The following is a 15,764-nucleotide window of genomic DNA, read 5'->3' as shown; positions in this document are numbered from 1 at the left end:
TAAAGTTTTTTCGCAAAGTTGAGCAAAGGTTTTTACCATAGAGCACACAAAGATCTCACAGAGGGCATGGAAAATATATAAACTCATGTGCTTGTGCCTTTTCTCCGTGTGCTCGGTGGTTAAATGGTTTTAGAATTCCAGTTTAGCGGACTTTGCGGTTAAAATTTTTAAAACTATTTTTATTAATATTTCCGTTTTTCAAAATTCTTTATATTTTTGTCGCTCATGATCAACAATATACATACATGGCTTTGGCAAGGTAATTCAAAACAGAATTGCGCCGGCTGCGTATGAGGAAATATTTTTTATCAACCTAAACCTTAAAGAACCATTAAAGCCCGGCGTAGAACCACACGCCGGGCTTTTTATTTATTAATAAATTCACGTCATTGCGAGGTACGATGTAATGATGACTACAGAGAAAGAAATGTTTAAAATTAATACCACCTATAAAAAATTGCTTGCTGATACCACTACACCGGTAAGCATTTACCTACGCTTGCGCGATGTATACCCGAACAGTATTTTATTGGAAAGTTCTGATTACCATAGTCGTGAAAATTCAATGAGCTTTGTATGCGCCGATCCGGTTGCAGGCATCATTTTAAAAGGTACCAGACTGGAAAGTTATTTTCCTGATGGTTCGGTTGAAATAACCGAGAGTGAAAACTTAACCGAACAGATTTCTGCCTTTAAAGATAAATTTAAAGAAACCGAAATTCCCGAAATCAAGTTTATAACAAGTGGCTTGTTTGGCTATTTCACCTGGAATGCCGTTCAGCATTTCGAAGATATTAAGTTTACATCTGAAACGCCGGAAGGAGAAGAAATCCCTGAAATGCAATATCATTTGTATCGCTACATCATCGCAATCGACCATTTCAAGAATGAAATAACCTTATTCAGAAATGCTTTTGAAGGTGAAGAAGAGGTTGGTTTGGAGAAAATGGAATACCTGATTCAGAATAAAAACTACCCGGAATACAAATTTCAAATTAAAGGCGAAGAATCTTCTAATTTAACTGATGAAGGATTTATTCAGCTGGTAGAAAAACTTCAAAAACACATTTACCGCGGCGATGTTTTCCAGATTGTACCTTCCAGGGCCTTTAAACAAGCTTTTACAGGGGATGAATTTAATGTTTACCGCTGCCTGCGCTCAATAAATCCTTCACCGTACCTGTTCTATTTTGATTATGGGAATTTTAAACTTTTTGGTTCATCACCCGAAGCACAGATTACCATTAAAAACAATACAGCCAATATTTTTCCTATAGCGGGTACTTTTAAACGTAGTGGAAACGATATCGAAGATGCAGAACAGGCAAAAAAATTAGAACAAGACCCGAAAGAGAGCGCCGAACATGTAATGCTTGTTGATTTGGCCAGAAACGATTTAAGCAGGCATTGCAACCGGGTAGAAGTTAAATCTTTTAAAGAAGTTCAATATTATTCACACTTAATTCATTTGGTAAGCAAAGTTAGCGGCCATTTACAGGATGATGTCAGTGCTTTTAAAGTTGTTGCAGATACGTATCCGGCAGGAACTTTAAGTGGCGCACCGAAATATAAAGCTATGCAGCTGATTGATGAAAATGAGCAGCTGGGGCGCAATTTTTACGCCGGTGCAATTGGTTTTATGGGCTTTAACGAAGACTTTAATCATGCCATAATGATTAGAACTTTTATGAGTAAAAACAATGAACTGCATTACCGTGCCGGTGCCGGAATTGTTGCCGATTCTGTGCCTGAAACAGAAATGCAGGAAGTAAACAATAAGATTGCAGCTTTACGCAAGGCGATTGAAATGGCACAAAATATTTAAGATTTTTAATTTACGAATTACAATGAGTGATAATAAAAAGACGGTTCTGGTAATCGATAATTACGACAGTTTTACGTATAACCTGGTTCATTTAATTAATGAAGTTGGTTACGAAGCCGAAGTATGGAGAAATGACAAATTTGAACTTGCCGACGTAGAACAGTACGATAAAATTTTACTTTCTCCCGGACCAGGAATTCCGGAAGAAGCCGGATTATTGCTTGATGTAATTAAAACTTATGCGCCTACAAAAAGTATTTTCGGCGTTTGTTTAGGTCAGCAGGCAATTGCGGAGGTTTTCGGCGGAACACTTTTAAATCTTGGCCGGCCAATGCATGGCATTGCAACGCCGGTAACGGTTGTAGACGGCGATGAATTTTTGTTTTGGGAATGCCCGCAAACCATCAATGTTGGTCGTTACCATAGCTGGGTAGTTAGCAAAGAGAATTTTCCATCCTGCTTAAAAATTACGGCCAGGGATCATAAAAACGAAATTATGGCATTAAGGCATGAAACACTCGACGTTCGTGGAGTGCAATTCCACCCGGAAAGTGTATTAACGGAATTTGGTAAACAAATGATGGAGAACTGGTTGACATCTTAAAGAAAACTCGTCATTGCAAGTATATCCGCCATTGCGAGGGCACGAAGCAATCAATTTTATAGAAAATATTGCTTCGTTGACTGAAAAAGCCAGCTCGCAATAACGACTTAATAGAAAAGTAAATGAATATTTTAGATAAAATCGTATTACGCAAGCAGCAGGAAGTTGCCAACGCAAAAGCATTGGTTTCTGTTAAGGATTTGGAGCAATCCATCCATTTTAACAGAAATACTTATTCTTTTAAAGAATTTTTGCTGGCTGAAGACCGAAGCGGAATTATTGCTGAATTTAAGCGTCGTTCACCTTCGAAGGGATTAATTAACGGCACTGCAGATGTAGCTGAGGTTACACAAGCCTATAATAATGCGGGTGCTTCTGCACTTTCTGTTTTAACCGACGTAGATTTTTTTGGCGGTAAAACCGACGATATCCTGGCTGCAAGGGCGGCAAACAATATCCCGGTTTTGAGAAAAGATTTCATGATTGATGAATACCAGATTTTGGAAGCGAAAGCCTGGGGAGCGGATATTATTCTGCTGATTGCCTCGATTTTGACGCCGCAGCAAGTAAGCGATTTCGGAAAGTTTGCCCAAAACCTTGGTTTAAATGTGCTGCTTGAAGTGCATAATCTTGAAGAGTTGGAAAGAAGCATTTGCCCGGATTTAGACGCTATTGGTGTTAATAACAGGAATCTTGGCGATTTTACGGTTAATATTCAAACATCATTCGATTTGGTAAACAGAATCCCTGATGAGTTTTTGAAAATTTCGGAGAGTGCAATTAGTAATCCGCAAACAATTAGAGAATTAAGAACGGCTGGATTTAATGGATTTTTAATTGGCGAGAATTTTATGAAAACCGACAATCCTGGTGCTGCGATTAAAGAATTTGTAGGGCAGATTTAGTTTTTTGGTTTTCCACGGAAACACAGAAGGCACTGAATTTAACTTATAGCTCACGCTCATTTGTAACAAGCGGGTTTTGTATTATCGCATCTTACGATGTTGAAAAATGTGCAGGTCCGGAGCCTCTATCTAAAGCGCAGCGTCGGATGTGTTTTATAACGAAGCTTAATAAATAAAATCAATTTATATGCTTAAAATTATTAAACCATTTAGAGGTTAAGACTATTAAGATAAATATGCTTTTGGCATTTTTCCCTATTAGATATATACCGGAAAAGCCTTAATTTTCTTAATGCATTAATGATTTCAATTCTTCCGACACCTAAAGGGTATAACTGACCAAAGCAAAAAACTTTTATTACACCTTCATGGTTTGTATATGGATTTACACGTTTGCAAATTTCGTATCTTTGTTCTAATTACATGGGAAAACAAAAATTTTATGATACTGCTATCAAGCAGGAGCGAGCCATTTTGGTCGGCGTAATAACGCCTGGCGAGAAAGAGGAGCAAACAAAAGAATATTTAGATGAGTTGGCCTTTTTGGTTGAAACAGCCGGTGGTATGGTAGAAAAAAACTTCACCCAAAAGATGTTAAAACCAGAGCGTGCAACTTTTGTGGGTACCGGAAAGCTTGAAGAAATAAAAGCGTATGTAAAATCGGAAGAGATTGATACAGTGGTTTTCGATGATGAATTATCGCCATCGCAACTGCGAAATATAGATAGAGAATTAGGCGTTAAGGTTTTAGACAGAAGTAATTTAATTCTGGATATTTTTGCTAGCAGGGCACAAACTGCACAAGCGAAAACACAGGTAGAATTAGCCCAGTTACAATACGTTTTGCCACGGCTAACCGGTATGTGGACGCACTTAGAGCGCCAGAAGGGTGGTATTGGTATGCGTGGACCTGGTGAAACGCAGATTGAAAGTGACAGGCGAATTATTCTGAATAAAATCTCTTTGTTAAAAGAGCGTTTAAGGAATATAGATAAGCAAAATGAAACGCAGCGCAAAAATCGCGGTCAGCTTATTCGTGTTGCCCTTGTTGGTTATACCAATGTCGGGAAATCGACTATTATGAACATGCTTTCGAAATCGGAAGTGTTTGCAGAAAACAAGCTTTTCGCTACTTTAGACACAACGGTTCGTAAAGTCGTAATTGAAAACCTGCCTTTCTTGCTGTCCGATACCGTTGGATTTATCAGAAAGTTACCTCACCATTTGGTAGAATGTTTTAAATCGACTTTGGATGAAGTTCGTGAAGCAGATCTTCTGATTCATGTTGTCGATGTTTCGCATCCGAATTTTGAGGATCAGATTCATATCGTTAACGAAACCTTAAAAGATATCGGTGCAATTGATAAAGACATGATTTTAGTTTTTAATAAAATTGATGCCTATGTTTCGCCGGAAGTTAAAGACGAAGATGATGATGGAAAATTAACCATCGAAGATTTTAAGAAAAGCTGGATGAGCCATGGCAAAGTGCCGGTTTTGTTTATTTCGGCTACAGAAAAAGAAAATATAGAAGAATTTAAAACGCTATTATATGATAAGGTAAAGGCTGCACACACAGCGAGGTATCCTTATGATAGTAATTTGTTATATTAATTAATCAACCGTCATTGCGAGGGACGAAGCAATCTTACAACAATCGCTATTCAAAATTAAGCGTTTTAGGATTGCTTCCTGCCTCGCAATAACGAAGAAAAAATATTATGGAAAGTAAACGTCAGCAGAAATTTGCAGGAGTACTACAGGAAGAATTGGCACAGGTTTTTCAGCGCGAAGGCGGTTCGTTTTTGCCAAATACTTTGGTTACTATAACACGTGTGCGGGTTTCGCCGGATTTAGCCGTTGCCAAAGTTTATTTGAGCTTTTTTAATACGAATAACACAACGCTTTCCATTAATACTGTAAATGCCCACAGTGGCGAAATCAGGTATAAATTGGGTGGAAGAATACGTCACCAGGTAAGAGTTGTGCCCGAACTCACATTCTTTGTAGATGATACAAATGAATATGTTGAACGTATGGACAGTCTTTTCGAAAAGATTGCTAAAGAACCAAGGCAAAAAGAAGAAGACAGTGAAGAATAGTTTCGCTGTTTTAGCGCAGAAATTAATGAGAACTTTCAAAGAGGTTATTAAAGCCAATGCCTTATCTATTCAAAAAGTAGTCGATTTTAACAAAAATTCTGATAAACTTTTGCCGCTTGATTTTACTTCAGCCAATACCGAATTAACAGATGAAATTCTGGATAAAACGGATTTGTTTTCTGCATGGGTAAATCAGAAACTGGCAGATAATGATGCCCGTTATGGTATTGGCGGTTATAATGAGCATAGAACGATTTATTCCAGAAGTGCTCATTTCAATACCGGCGAAGAACCCCGCCGCTTACATTTAGGTGTTGATGTTTGGGGTCCGGCCGAAACATCAATTTATAATTTTTACGATGCTAAAGTTCATAGCTTCGCGAACAACAATAACTTCGGCGATTATGGCGCAACGATAATTCTTGCCTACAACATGGAGGGCTTTGAATTTTATGCACTTTATGGCCATCTAAGTTTGGCGTCGTTAAATGGTTTGGAAGAGGGCAAGGTTATAGGTGCAGGGAAAAAGATTGCTGAACTTGGCGTAAAAGAAGAAAACGGATACTGGCCACCACACCTTCATTTTCAGCTAGTTTTAGACATAAAAGATTTAAAAGGTGATTATCCTGGTGTTTGTAAATTCAGCGAGCGCGATAAATACCTGGCAAACTGTCCTGATCCAAACTTAATTCTAAAATATTCGTTTTATTAAACTAAGTAGGTTTTCAGCTTATTTTCAGTAAATTAGGGTGATGAAGAAGTTATTAATTCTTGGTTTTGTTTTGTTCAGCAGCCTGGCAATGGCGCAGGTGCAGTTTAAAAGCGGACCATCTGGTTTTGCTTCGTTCCTTAAAAACAATACCATTTATCCTCAGTTTTCGAAGCAAAATTGTATTCAGGGAACTGTTAATGTAAGTTTTAAGTTAGATCAAACCGGGAAAGTTTACGCATCGAAAATTACCAGGGGAATTATTTCCGATTTAGATGATGAAGCACTTCGATTGGTTAGAATGAGTAGCGGTAAATGGCAGGTTCCGGCAGGTTACGATACCACAATTTCAGTCGTTGTTCCGGTGAATTTTAAATTATCCGGCTACAATTGTGAAGGCAAAAGCAATGCTGAAATTAAAGCTTCTATTGCAGCTTATCAGGCAGAAGAGGGATTAACAAATGCGGTAATTAACTTTTACAAAAATAAAGCACAGGCAAAACCCGGACAGGAAGCACAAATATTAGCCATAAAATCTCAGCTTGGAATTGATGATGAGTACCTGGATGGTGTACTTAAAACGGCACTAAAAAAAATAAAACAAGGCGATAAGCAAGGTGCCTGCGAAGATTTTAATCTCGTAAAAAATCTGGGAAGCGATAAAGCAGATGATTATCTTGCCAAATATTGTAAATAATGCGGTTAACCATTCGAATTTTTGCGCTTTTAGATGTTATTAGTATCGGTCTTTTAGCAAAACCTTTCTGGGAAATCATCACACATCTGAAAGAAATCCCTAATCAGATTTTATCACAGGTAAGGGTTGTGCTCACCATCCCAATTTTTTTACTGTTATTTGTTTCTGCTATAGGATTATTGCTTAATAAAAAATTTGGTTTCATTGCCTACTACATTCAATTCCCTTTTCGGTTAATCGTTTGGATATTTTCTATAGGTTTTATAACCTTATTGCCAGAACTGTTAAACTTAAACCAAAGCTGGTTCGATATTCTGTTTAAACTATGTTTTATTGCAGAATTTTTCAGGTTGTTCTTTACCATCAAAATCCATAAAAGATTATTTTAAACAATCACCGAAATTGCTGCAGGTATAATTGTTGCCTCAACCTTATTTAGCTTACCGATATACTCACCATCTACCTGGAAATGTGCTTTGTACTTAGAGTATATTTTCACTTCTGAAGTTTGAAAAACTTCTATTTTCTTTGGATTAAACGGCAGTTTGGTTATCCAGATTTTAAGAATCTCCAGATAAGAATAGTCTTTCACCAGAATGATTTCGAACAATTCATCATCTAATTTTCCGTCGGGATTTATCTTTAAGCCGGTGCCGTACATCGTTGCATTCGCTATTGCAACCATTGCCGCTTTCGATTTTACAGTTTCATCCTTAAGTTTCAGTTCAACATCCATTCTTTTATGGTTCCACAGGGCATGCCAGGTTGCCTTCGCATAACCCCACATACCACGTTCCGGTAAGGTATCGAACTTATTTACAAGGTAGGCATTAAAACCTAAATCGGCCAGGTGGATGCAAATCTCATCGTTAATTTTAACCACATGAATTTTCTTCGGCGTTCCTGTTTCCAGGAAATTTAATGCTTCCGTGATATCCGTTGGAATTCCCAATTCCTTTGCCATTCCATTTGCAGAACCTGCTGGAATTATGCCGATTGGCGTTTCCGAATTTAATAAGCACTCGGCAACCAATTTTAACGTTCCATCGCCACCAACGGCAATAACTTTATCGGCTTTTGAGCGACTTATTTCGTGTTTTATTTTATCAATAGAACAATCATCAGGTAATTCGAAAAGATCAGTTTCAATTGGATTTTTCTCGAAATGATTAGAAATTACTTCCTTCAGATTGATATTGTGGCTACCCGAACCCGGGTTAATAATGAACAGTAATTTCATGGCAGATTAACCTCTTTTGGTAACATCAAAACAACTTATTACAAACTCTGTTTTAATTATAATGAATAAATCGGTTAGCGTTAAAGTATATCATGGTTATGGCCACACACACAATTTAGTGGTTTATGGGCATGTTTTTAAACATAAAGCAAAAACTAACCAGATATACAGTAACAATTTATTCGTGAACATCATTCACCTGTTCAAGCTTTTTGTACTCAAACCTTATCCTTTTGTGCAAATAAGGCTTCAGTTTTCAACGCAAACCATATATAATAAAACCGAAGCAGATGGTTTCTTTAAGTTTGAATTTGAGGCAGAAAAAGAGGTAGCAGCAGGCTGGCATGCGGTAATGGTTGAGGCAATTGATGAAAATGGAAATATTTTAAATTCAGGCGAAGGTGAAATTTATGTTCCGCATATCACCCAGTATGCTTTTATATCTGATGTGGATGATACTGTTATGATTTCACATTCGGCAACAATTGGAAGACGATTACGGGAGCTTTTTATTAAAAACCCACATACGAGGAAAACTTTTCCTGATGCCGCAAAACACTATCGGCAACTTGCATTTGCACACACAAAGGCAGAACAACCAAATCCCTTTTTCTATGTAAGCAGTAGCGAATGGAACTTATATGATTACCTGCTGGAAACATTTAAATTTAATAATTTACCAAATGGAGCTTTTTTGCTTAACACTTTAAAAAGATGGAAGGATTTGGTTAAAACCGGTAAAACAGGACACGAAGGTAAACTGCTCCGGGTGATGCGGATTTTAGATGCTTTTCCAAATCAAAAATTTATTTTTTTTGGCGATAACTCACAGCAGGATCCGGAAATTTATACTTCCATAGCAGAAAAATATCCAAAAAATATCGAAGCGATTTACATTAGAAATATTCGTCCGGAAAGAGCGAACGAAACAAAAATGCTTTTAAAAAAGGTGGAAGTTAATAATGTTTATACCTGCCTTTTTAATAACAGCAATGAAGCTATTGAACATTCAAAAACAATCGGACTGATTAGTTAAGTTATCGACTTCCCGAATGGTGTAAAAGCCAGGTTCATTAATTTAAAATGCTGGCGACCGAAAGGAATCCCGACAATTGTCAGGCAAAGCAAAATACCAAAAAAGAAGTGTGTTAATGCTATCCAGATGCCTCCGCAACAAATCCAGATGATGTTCATAATTGTAGAAAGACAACCTGTGTTCGATGAAGTATCGGTTATTTTAACACCAAATGGTGCCAAGCCCACAACAGCGAATTTAAAGCATTGAATACCAAATGGGATGCCGATAATGGTTAGGCAAAGGATTAATCCACCGATTAGGTATTCAAAGAAAATGAAAATCCCACCGAAAATAATCCAAATGATGTTGCCTAAAAAATTCATTGTTGCTTTTATTTTAAGATAGCAGGAAATCAATTTTGTTACAAATAAGGCAAAAGCTTAAAGCATATATTTTCTTATTTTAGATTACACACAAAAGAAAACCTTATTATGAAAAAATTATTTGTCCTGGCTACAGCTGTTGCCTGCTTTGCTTTTTCCGGAGCAAAAGCTCAAAATGTTAACAAAGTTAAATTAACTGATATTAATTCGCCTTACATTGAAATCTCTGAAGACACCCAGCCTTTTAGTAATAAAATTGGAATAAGACTTGAATACGGACAAAAAGTTGATTACAGTGACGACAACTTAATCAGAGATGACAATGGGAAAAGGATAGGGTTTAATTCTTTATTGGATTGTGCAAATAAAATGAAAAATTATGGATATGAAATTTTTCAGGCAAGAGAAGTTCAAAACGGAAAGGATTCGAGTTATACAAAATACCTGCTAAAAAGAAAATAGCAAGATTATTCATTTCCCGCAGATTTGCTAAACTAACTTATTCTCGCTATTTGTCTTCCGCGAAAATCTGCGGGAAACCTATAGGGCATGAAATAAAATCCAAGGTATTAAGCACATTTTTTCCGCGAAAATCTGCGGGAAACCTTTTAAACCTTAAATGAAATCCAACGTATTAAACTTCTTATTCAAAATGTCGGCATTGTTTACATCGAGCCATTTATCTAAAATAGTTCCATAAACCTGCCTGAAATCGAGTTGATATTTCAAATCACCGGTATCTAAATCACTTAAATTTGGTGCTTCGTTAAAAATACCTTGTTTCTTCAACCGGCCTCCGAAGATAAACATGTTATTTGCTGTTCCATGGTCGGTACCATTACTTGCATTTTGTTCAACCCTCCGCCCGAACTCAGAAAACGTAACCACTAAAGTATCTTCAAGTTTATTGTTTGTTTTTAAATCTTTCAAGAAAGCGGCCATGCCTTCGCTGTATTGTTTAAGCAAATTTCCCTGTTGCTGAACTTGATTTACATGTGTATCAAAACCGCTCAACGACACATAATAAACCCTAGTTTTTAATCCCGATGAAATGAATTTGGAAACAGTTTTCAACTGATTTGCAAAACCAGATTGTGGGTAAGTGGCTTTACTTTGATAAACTTTAGAAGTGTTTTGAATATAACTTGCAGAAGAAGAGGTTTCGATCATTGTTTTGTACAGATAACCCAAATTATCTTCATCTAAATGTTCTTTGTCATTTTGTAACATCGCTTTAAAGAAAGGATCATTGGTGTTACGAAACAATGCTGCAGGATCTTTTAGTGCGATACCTTTTTTAGTTTGCCCCTTCATGGCCAGCGAAAGTGAATCATCTACTTCGATAGCGGTATAGGGAAACTTGCAAGTCTGGCAATTGCTATCCAGGTAACGGCCAATCCATCCGGTAGATAGAAACTGATTACTTTCACTTCCCGTTTGCCAGATATCCATTGAGCGAAAGTGCGATCGATCGGGATTTGGATAACCCACATCATTAATAATCGTCATCCAACCCTGGTCGTGAATTTCCTGTAATGCTGCCATATTTGGATTCAAGCCCTGCATGTCGGTTAACTTAATTACTTCTTCCGGTTTAATGGCGATACCCTTTCTTTTTTGATAGTAAATGTCGTTACCATAAGGGATAACCGTATTTAGACCATCATTACCGCCGGAAAGCTGTACGACAACTAAATTTTTATACAGGTTCAACTCATCGAGCGCCATTGCCTCCAAAGGTTTCATAAATGCCGGAACGAAAAGTGAACCTGCGGCTACAAAACCTGTATTTCTTAAAAAACTTCTTCTATCCATTTTTTTTAAATTTAATGGTTGTTTATATATCGTGCCTTTTAACTTTAGGTACTAAGGGCTTTTAACAAAGTTGATATTCGGGCATGCTTGCAAGTTCTACAGAGGTATTTCTCAAGCCCGCATTGTTGCTAATCATTTTTGTTATTTTATCAGTCAGTTTTGGTTGAAGTAAAAATTCCGCAAGTTCAACCGGTGTTATTCCTTTTGGCAGCGTGTCTAAAAACTTCTGCCAATCTGCCTTCGCATCAACAAAAGATTTTGGTTTCGTTTTTATGTTTGCGTTCGCTGTGGCCGTTTTACTCTGTGCAATTACGGCTTCATCTTCCGGGTCGGCTTTACCGCTGAAATCTATTTCGCCATCATTTAAAACTAAAGATGGAATGCGCATGCGCAACATTAACGAAGAACTATCTATCCAGCTTTGTCCGCCCGGCCAACCGGCTACATTTGGTGGATTAAATAAGTATTGACCCAAACTGCTTTGTAACTGAATTAAAACCTGCGGTTTATTATAAGTAACGTAAAACTCACGGCTTAATCCAACCAAAAATTCAGCCGGCGATTTAATTTTAGTACCTACATTTTCTGGCGCATAAAACCAGTCGGCGGTAAACATTTTCTTCATCAGTTCAGAAATATCATACTTCGAATTGAAAAATGCCAGTGCTAATTCCTTTACGTGAGCTTCATTTGGTGTATCGTTTACAAAAAACTTATAAACCTTTCGAGAAATGAATTCAGCCGTTTCAGGCTTATCTAAAATGATATCAATGATGTTTTCGCCATCGAAGTCTCCAATTTTTCCAAAAAAAGTTTTTGTACCGGTATCGTGCAAATTCGGTCTGAAAATAAACGAACCATCTTTGTCGTACATCCAGCCTGTAAAAGAACGTGCTGATTCTTTTATATCCTGCTCCGAATAATTTCCCCGTCCTAAAGTGAATAATTCCATCAGCTCCCGGGCAAAATTTTCATTAGGTTTCCCTTTTCTGTTTTGCTGGTTATTTAAATACTGTAACATGGCAGGCGATTTAGAAACCTCAACCAGTAAGGTTTTAAAACTGCCTAAACAATTTGTTCTTTGAATATTATTAAGCTGTTGTGCAAACATTGGATTGTTGCTTCTGCAGGCAAAATGACCATGCCAGAAAAGCGTCATCTTCTCTCGCAGCGGATTCGGCGTATTTATCATTTTCTCCACCCAGGCAATATTCAAATCGCGGCTTTTTTCATTCTGCATTTTTATAATATCCTGGCGTTGCTTTTTTTCCTCGTCGGTTAAGTCTTTCTTCGCGTATAAGCCTGCCTGCATTAGAAGCTGTTGTTTAGAAGCGACTGTATCAATCAGTGTAATATCATCTGCTTCTTTGGGTTGCTTAAACAAACCATCAATAACTTTGCTTAGATTTTTCCTGCTTAATTTGTGTAAATCTGTATAGGATATACCAAAACCTGCTCTGTTGTAAAGATGTTTTACTTTATAGAAATTATCTTTCGAACTCATAATGATAACTTTTAATAGTATGACTTAATTAAAACGCAGTGGTTTAATCTTTGTTTCATTTGCTACTTTTACGTATGTTTTTTCAATTGTCTGATGATGACCTGAGTTTTCCGAATCCTGCCCTGGCAGAAGACGATGGTTTGCTGGCCATAGGAGGCGATTTAAGTTTAAAAAGATTGCTTTTAGCCTATTCAAATGGTATTTTTCCATGGTTTAGTGAAGGCGAACCAATTCTCTGGTATTCGCCACATCAGCGCTGCGTAATTTATCCTGATAAGATAAAAATTAGCAAAAGCATGAAGAAAATTATTAAGGACGGGGTTTTTAAAATAACGATTAACCAGGCATTTTCAGAAGTCATTAAAAATTGTGCAACAACGCCCAGAACAGGTCAGGATTCGACCTGGATTACCAGGGAAATGCAGGATGCATATATCAACCTGCACAAAAAAGGTTTCGCCCATAGCGTAGAGGTGTGGTTAAACGGTAATTTGGTTGGCGGGTTATATGGATTGAAAATTAACCGTGTTTTTTGCGGAGAAAGTATGTTCAGCCATGTGAGCAACGCTTCGAAAGCTGCGCTGATTTTTTTAAGTAAAACGGATGTTGATTTAATTGATTGTCAGTTACCTAACGATCATTTAATGAGTTTAGGCGCAGAAATGATTCAGCGAGATACTTTTATAAGTATATTGAAAAGCCGGTAATTCTTAATTTTTTTCTTCTAATGTTTGATGAATTGCATGTTCAATTCTTCTGTCGGGAATAAACCAAATACAGGCAACTACAACATACATACTTGCACCAACCCAGGGACTAATAAAGGCTAAACCGGCACCCAGAACATAAAAAACCAGGGAGATTTTTCCTTTGCTGTCATTGCCAATTGCCTGTACAATTAAAGAATGTTCACCTTCTGTTTTCTTTATAACAATAACTAATAAAAGGTACGCCAGTGCCGCTAAGAATAAAACTATGCCATAAACAACAACCGGCCATAAAGCAAAGTGATTTTCACCCATCCAGCCGGCAGTAACGGGAAACAGCGATAGCCAGAATAAAAGATTAAGGTTTGCCCACATCATTTGTCCGCTTATTTTTTTTACAGCATGCATTAAATGATGGTGGTTATTCCAATAAATACCCACATATGTGAAACTCAAAACATAGCTGATAAACTTCGGAATTAAAGGTTTTAGAGTCATCAGATTTTCTCCTTCCGGTACTTTGATTTCTAAAACCATAATGGTAATTATAATCGCGAAAACTCCATCGCTAAATGCTTCTAACCTACCTTTATTCATAATTAACTGCTTGGATAATACAATTATGCAGCAAATTATTATTAAAACAAAAAATCCCGCGATTTTTAAGTCGCAGGATTTTAAAATATAGTTTTATATTTTTAAAGTTCTCTAACCCAAATGTTTCTAAAGCTTATCGCCGGACTTGGGTCGCCATGATCTTGAAGCTTGATTGACGAAGGACCATGTTTTTTATATTGTGGTGCGCCGATGTATCTTGTTTCACCTTTCAAAACAAAACCATTTTGAAGCAACACACCGTTTAAAAATAAGGTAACACTGGCCGGTTTTAGCAAGCTGCCATCCTCATTAAAACGCGGTGCATTCCAAATAATATCATAGTATTGCCACTCGCCAGGTTTTTTATTTGCGTTGGCTAAAGGAATGGCTTGTTTGTAAACACTTCCGGTTTGGCCGTTAACATAAGTTTTGTTGTTATAAGCGTCCATAATCTGGATTTCGTAACCATCATCGCCACCGCCCGTTGATGCTAAAAATACACCGCTATTACCGCGTGCCTGACCTTCGCCGGTAATATTTGCAGGAATTTTCCATTCCATATGTAATTGGTAATCGGTAAACTTTTTATTCGTTTCGATATTACCTGTACCTTTTTTAACGGTGAAAAAACCATCGTCGATTGTCCATGCTGCAGGTTTAGTTGCATCTTTTACAGAATGCCATGCATCTAAATTTCTGCCGTTAAACAAGATTATTGCATCAGAAGGGGCTTCCTGAGGTAAGTTGCCCGGAGTAACCACCTTTGGAACCGGTTCCCAAACTTCTGTTGTTTTTGGATCTTTGGCCGGATCTATCTTTTTATCTTGTGCCATTGCCTGCATTGAAAAAAATGCCGGGATAAATAATAATGCGTATTTGCTCATAATTACTGATTAACTGGTTAAAGTTAATCGATTTATTAATAAATGAAAATAATAGTATTCAATTTATTACGCCAAATCATCTACAACATAAGTTTCTGTTACAATAACTTCATCAGGAGCTATGCTTTCTTTTTGTTGTTCAGAGATATCGCGAACAGGACAATAACCAGTTATACCTCTGTATAATAAACCTGCACCAATTGCGGCGCCTGTTAAACCAATTACCGGGTGAGAGAATAACCCTGTTATACCTTTGTAAAGTAAATACGTTCCGGCTGCACCAGATAACCAACGCTCAGAACGAGATACATTGTTGTAAAGCTCAGGATAATTCCATGCTTCTTTAATATTATTTATCGTGGTATTTAAATCTTCGTTTGTCATGATAATAGAAATTTATATTCAATAGTATAACAAGTTAGGAAGGAATGAGTTTTGAAAAGAAATTTATATTGTTTACTTAATAAGGTTGTCGTCATTTCGAGGTGTAATTTATTTCATAAAAATCGATATAAATGACAGGAGAATTTAAAGGCGATAATCTCCTCGAAGCGTCGTCATTTCGACCGCAGCGGAGAAATCTTTTTAATTTCATTTCAATACTTGATTCAAAGATCTCTCCATTCCGTTTCACTCCAGTCGAGAAGACGATCTTTTATTTGAACCTGTCAATGGTAGCGGAGTGCAACGTAGTCGAGAAATCTTTTAATATAGATATCTCCGTATAGATATCTCCCTGCCTTCCGCAGGCAGGCAGGCGTTCCACTGCGTTTC

18 protein-coding genes are annotated in these 15,764 nt (G+C 37.2%); 11 read left to right on the top strand and 7 right to left on the bottom strand.

Annotation, left to right across the window (positions count from 1 at the left end; translation table 11 throughout):
• Positions 1-427 precede the first annotated feature (427 nt).
• From O0931_RS10555 to O0931_RS10520, 8 genes are all read left to right on the top strand, one after another.
• Complete coding sequence (locus O0931_RS10555) at positions 428-1,825, top strand: anthranilate synthase component I family protein (protein WP_269415543.1); 1,398 nt, start codon at positions 428-430, stop codon at positions 1,823-1,825.
• A gap of 22 nt (positions 1,826-1,847) precedes the next feature.
• Positions 1,848-2,429 carry an anthranilate synthase component II gene (locus O0931_RS10550; protein ID WP_269415542.1) on the top strand — a complete coding sequence of 194 codons (582 nt, stop codon included), beginning with the start codon at positions 1,848-1,850 and terminating at the stop codon, positions 2,427-2,429.
• A gap of 122 nt (positions 2,430-2,551) precedes the next feature.
• The gene (gene trpC / locus O0931_RS10545) at positions 2,552-3,334 is read left to right on the top strand and encodes an indole-3-glycerol phosphate synthase TrpC (protein WP_269415541.1); all 783 of its coding nucleotides are present in this window, start codon (positions 2,552-2,554) and stop codon (positions 3,332-3,334) included.
• A gap of 423 nt (positions 3,335-3,757) precedes the next feature.
• Positions 3,758-4,948, top strand: coding sequence for a GTPase HflX (gene hflX, locus O0931_RS10540; RefSeq protein WP_269415540.1), 1,191 nt, complete (start codon positions 3,758-3,760; stop codon positions 4,946-4,948).
• A gap of 107 nt (positions 4,949-5,055) precedes the next feature.
• Positions 5,056-5,436 carry a 30S ribosome-binding factor RbfA gene (gene rbfA, locus O0931_RS10535; RefSeq protein WP_269415539.1) on the top strand — a complete coding sequence of 127 codons (381 nt, stop codon included), beginning with the start codon at positions 5,056-5,058 and terminating at the stop codon, positions 5,434-5,436.
• Positions 5,426-6,148 (top strand): peptidoglycan DD-metalloendopeptidase family protein, encoded by a 723-nt coding sequence (locus O0931_RS10530; protein WP_269415538.1) that lies wholly within the window; start codon positions 5,426-5,428, stop codon positions 6,146-6,148. Before rbfA ends, O0931_RS10530 begins: the two co-directional genes overlap by 11 nt.
• 40 nt (positions 6,149-6,188) lie before the next feature.
• Positions 6,189-6,842 carry a TonB family protein gene (locus O0931_RS10525; protein WP_269415537.1) on the top strand — a complete coding sequence of 218 codons (654 nt, stop codon included), beginning with the start codon at positions 6,189-6,191 and terminating at the stop codon, positions 6,840-6,842.
• Entirely contained in the window at positions 6,842-7,231 is a 390-nt protein-coding gene (locus tag O0931_RS10520; protein ID WP_269415536.1) for a hypothetical protein, read from the top strand. The genes O0931_RS10525 and O0931_RS10520 overlap by 1 nt, the downstream gene beginning before the upstream one ends.
• On the opposite strand, the gene O0931_RS10515 is transcribed toward O0931_RS10520, so the two are convergent.
• Positions 7,228-8,082: a diacylglycerol/lipid kinase family protein gene (locus tag O0931_RS10515; protein ID WP_269415535.1), complete on the bottom strand. Its 855-nt coding sequence runs from the start codon at positions 8,080-8,082 to the stop codon at positions 7,228-7,230. The two genes, O0931_RS10520 and O0931_RS10515, sit on opposite strands and share 4 nt — an antisense overlap.
• Before the next feature lie 61 nt (positions 8,083-8,143).
• Between O0931_RS10515 and O0931_RS10510 the strand changes: the two genes are divergently transcribed.
• Positions 8,144-9,118, top strand: a complete 975-nt coding sequence (locus O0931_RS10510) for an App1 family protein phosphatidate phosphatase (protein ID WP_269415534.1) — start codon at positions 8,144-8,146, stop codon at positions 9,116-9,118.
• Here O0931_RS10510 and O0931_RS10505 read toward each other — a convergent pair.
• Positions 9,115-9,483, bottom strand: coding sequence for a YccF domain-containing protein (locus tag O0931_RS10505; protein ID WP_269415533.1), 369 nt, complete (start codon positions 9,481-9,483; stop codon positions 9,115-9,117). The two genes, O0931_RS10510 and O0931_RS10505, sit on opposite strands and share 4 nt — an antisense overlap.
• 108 nt (positions 9,484-9,591) lie before the next feature.
• Here O0931_RS10505 and O0931_RS10500 point away from each other — a divergent pair, with 108 nt between their 5' ends.
• Entirely contained in the window at positions 9,592-9,945 is a 354-nt protein-coding gene (locus O0931_RS10500) for a hypothetical protein (RefSeq protein WP_269415532.1), read from the top strand.
• A gap of 153 nt (positions 9,946-10,098) precedes the next feature.
• Here O0931_RS10500 and O0931_RS10495 read toward each other — a convergent pair whose 3' ends face one another.
• Complete coding sequence (locus O0931_RS10495) at positions 10,099-11,298, bottom strand: DUF1501 domain-containing protein (protein WP_269415531.1); 1,200 nt, start codon at positions 11,296-11,298, stop codon at positions 10,099-10,101.
• 61 nt (positions 11,299-11,359) lie between these two features.
• Positions 11,360-12,802, bottom strand: a complete 1,443-nt coding sequence (locus tag O0931_RS10490; RefSeq protein WP_269415530.1) for a DUF1800 domain-containing protein — start codon at positions 12,800-12,802, stop codon at positions 11,360-11,362.
• A gap of 74 nt (positions 12,803-12,876) precedes the next feature.
• Here O0931_RS10490 and aat point away from each other — a divergent pair, with 74 nt between their 5' ends.
• A complete protein-coding gene (aat, locus tag O0931_RS10485; RefSeq protein WP_269415529.1) occupies positions 12,877-13,509 on the top strand; it encodes a leucyl/phenylalanyl-tRNA--protein transferase in 633 nt (210 codons plus the stop codon).
• Between the two features lie 3 nt (positions 13,510-13,512).
• On the opposite strand, the gene O0931_RS10480 is transcribed toward aat, so the two are convergent.
• The 3 genes from O0931_RS10480 to O0931_RS10470 form a co-directional block, all read right to left on the bottom strand.
• Positions 13,513-14,106 carry a TMEM175 family protein gene (locus O0931_RS10480; protein WP_269415528.1) on the bottom strand — a complete coding sequence of 198 codons (594 nt, stop codon included), beginning with the start codon at positions 14,104-14,106 and terminating at the stop codon, positions 13,513-13,515.
• A 101-nt stretch (positions 14,107-14,207) separates the two neighbouring features.
• A complete protein-coding gene (locus O0931_RS10475; protein WP_269415527.1) occupies positions 14,208-14,990 on the bottom strand; it encodes a 3-keto-disaccharide hydrolase in 783 nt (260 codons plus the stop codon).
• A 66-nt stretch (positions 14,991-15,056) separates the two neighbouring features.
• Complete coding sequence (locus O0931_RS10470) at positions 15,057-15,374, bottom strand: YgaP family membrane protein (protein ID WP_269415526.1); 318 nt, start codon at positions 15,372-15,374, stop codon at positions 15,057-15,059.
• Positions 15,375-15,764: the final 390 nt, after the last annotated feature.

The organism is Pedobacter rhodius (genome assembly GCF_027213645.1).
GTDB classification, from domain to species: Bacteria; Bacteroidota; Bacteroidia; order Sphingobacteriales; family Sphingobacteriaceae; genus Pedobacter; species Pedobacter rhodius.
This window is presented reverse-complemented; position numbering and strand designations above follow the sequence as displayed.

What these genes read in the sequence shown, in the direction of transcription:
- O0931_RS10555 (WP_269415543.1), top strand. Translation starts at nt 428, where the DNA reads ATGTTTAAAATTAATACCACCTATAAAAAATTGCTTGCTGATACCACT.
- O0931_RS10550 (WP_269415542.1), top strand. Translation starts at nt 1,848, where the DNA reads ATGAGTGATAATAAAAAGACGGTTCTGGTAATCGATAATTACGACAGT.
- trpC (WP_269415541.1), top strand. Translation starts at nt 2,552, where the DNA reads ATGAATATTTTAGATAAAATCGTATTACGCAAGCAGCAGGAAGTTGCC.
- hflX (WP_269415540.1), top strand. Translation starts at nt 3,758, where the DNA reads ATGGGAAAACAAAAATTTTATGATACTGCTATCAAGCAGGAGCGAGCC.
- rbfA (WP_269415539.1), top strand. Translation starts at nt 5,056, where the DNA reads ATGGAAAGTAAACGTCAGCAGAAATTTGCAGGAGTACTACAGGAAGAA.
- O0931_RS10525 (WP_269415537.1), top strand. Translation starts at nt 6,189, where the DNA reads ATGAAGAAGTTATTAATTCTTGGTTTTGTTTTGTTCAGCAGCCTGGCA.
- O0931_RS10520 (WP_269415536.1), top strand. Translation starts at nt 6,842, where the DNA reads ATGCGGTTAACCATTCGAATTTTTGCGCTTTTAGATGTTATTAGTATC.
- O0931_RS10515 (WP_269415535.1), bottom strand. Translation starts at nt 8,082, where the DNA reads ATGAAATTACTGTTCATTATTAACCCGGGTTCGGGTAGCCACAATATC.
- O0931_RS10510 (WP_269415534.1), top strand. Translation starts at nt 8,144, where the DNA reads ATGAATAAATCGGTTAGCGTTAAAGTATATCATGGTTATGGCCACACA.
- O0931_RS10505 (WP_269415533.1), bottom strand. Translation starts at nt 9,483, where the DNA reads ATGAATTTTTTAGGCAACATCATTTGGATTATTTTCGGTGGGATTTTC.
- O0931_RS10500 (WP_269415532.1), top strand. Translation starts at nt 9,592, where the DNA reads ATGAAAAAATTATTTGTCCTGGCTACAGCTGTTGCCTGCTTTGCTTTT.
- O0931_RS10495 (WP_269415531.1), bottom strand. Translation starts at nt 11,298, where the DNA reads ATGGATAGAAGAAGTTTTTTAAGAAATACAGGTTTTGTAGCCGCAGGT.
- O0931_RS10490 (WP_269415530.1), bottom strand. Translation starts at nt 12,802, where the DNA reads ATGAGTTCGAAAGATAATTTCTATAAAGTAAAACATCTTTACAACAGA.
- aat (WP_269415529.1), top strand. Translation starts at nt 12,877, where the DNA reads ATGTTTTTTCAATTGTCTGATGATGACCTGAGTTTTCCGAATCCTGCC.
- O0931_RS10480 (WP_269415528.1), bottom strand. Translation starts at nt 14,106, where the DNA reads ATGAATAAAGGTAGGTTAGAAGCATTTAGCGATGGAGTTTTCGCGATT.
- O0931_RS10475 (WP_269415527.1), bottom strand. Translation starts at nt 14,990, where the DNA reads ATGAGCAAATACGCATTATTATTTATCCCGGCATTTTTTTCAATGCAG.
- O0931_RS10470 (WP_269415526.1), bottom strand. Translation starts at nt 15,374, where the DNA reads ATGACAAACGAAGATTTAAATACCACGATAAATAATATTAAAGAAGCA.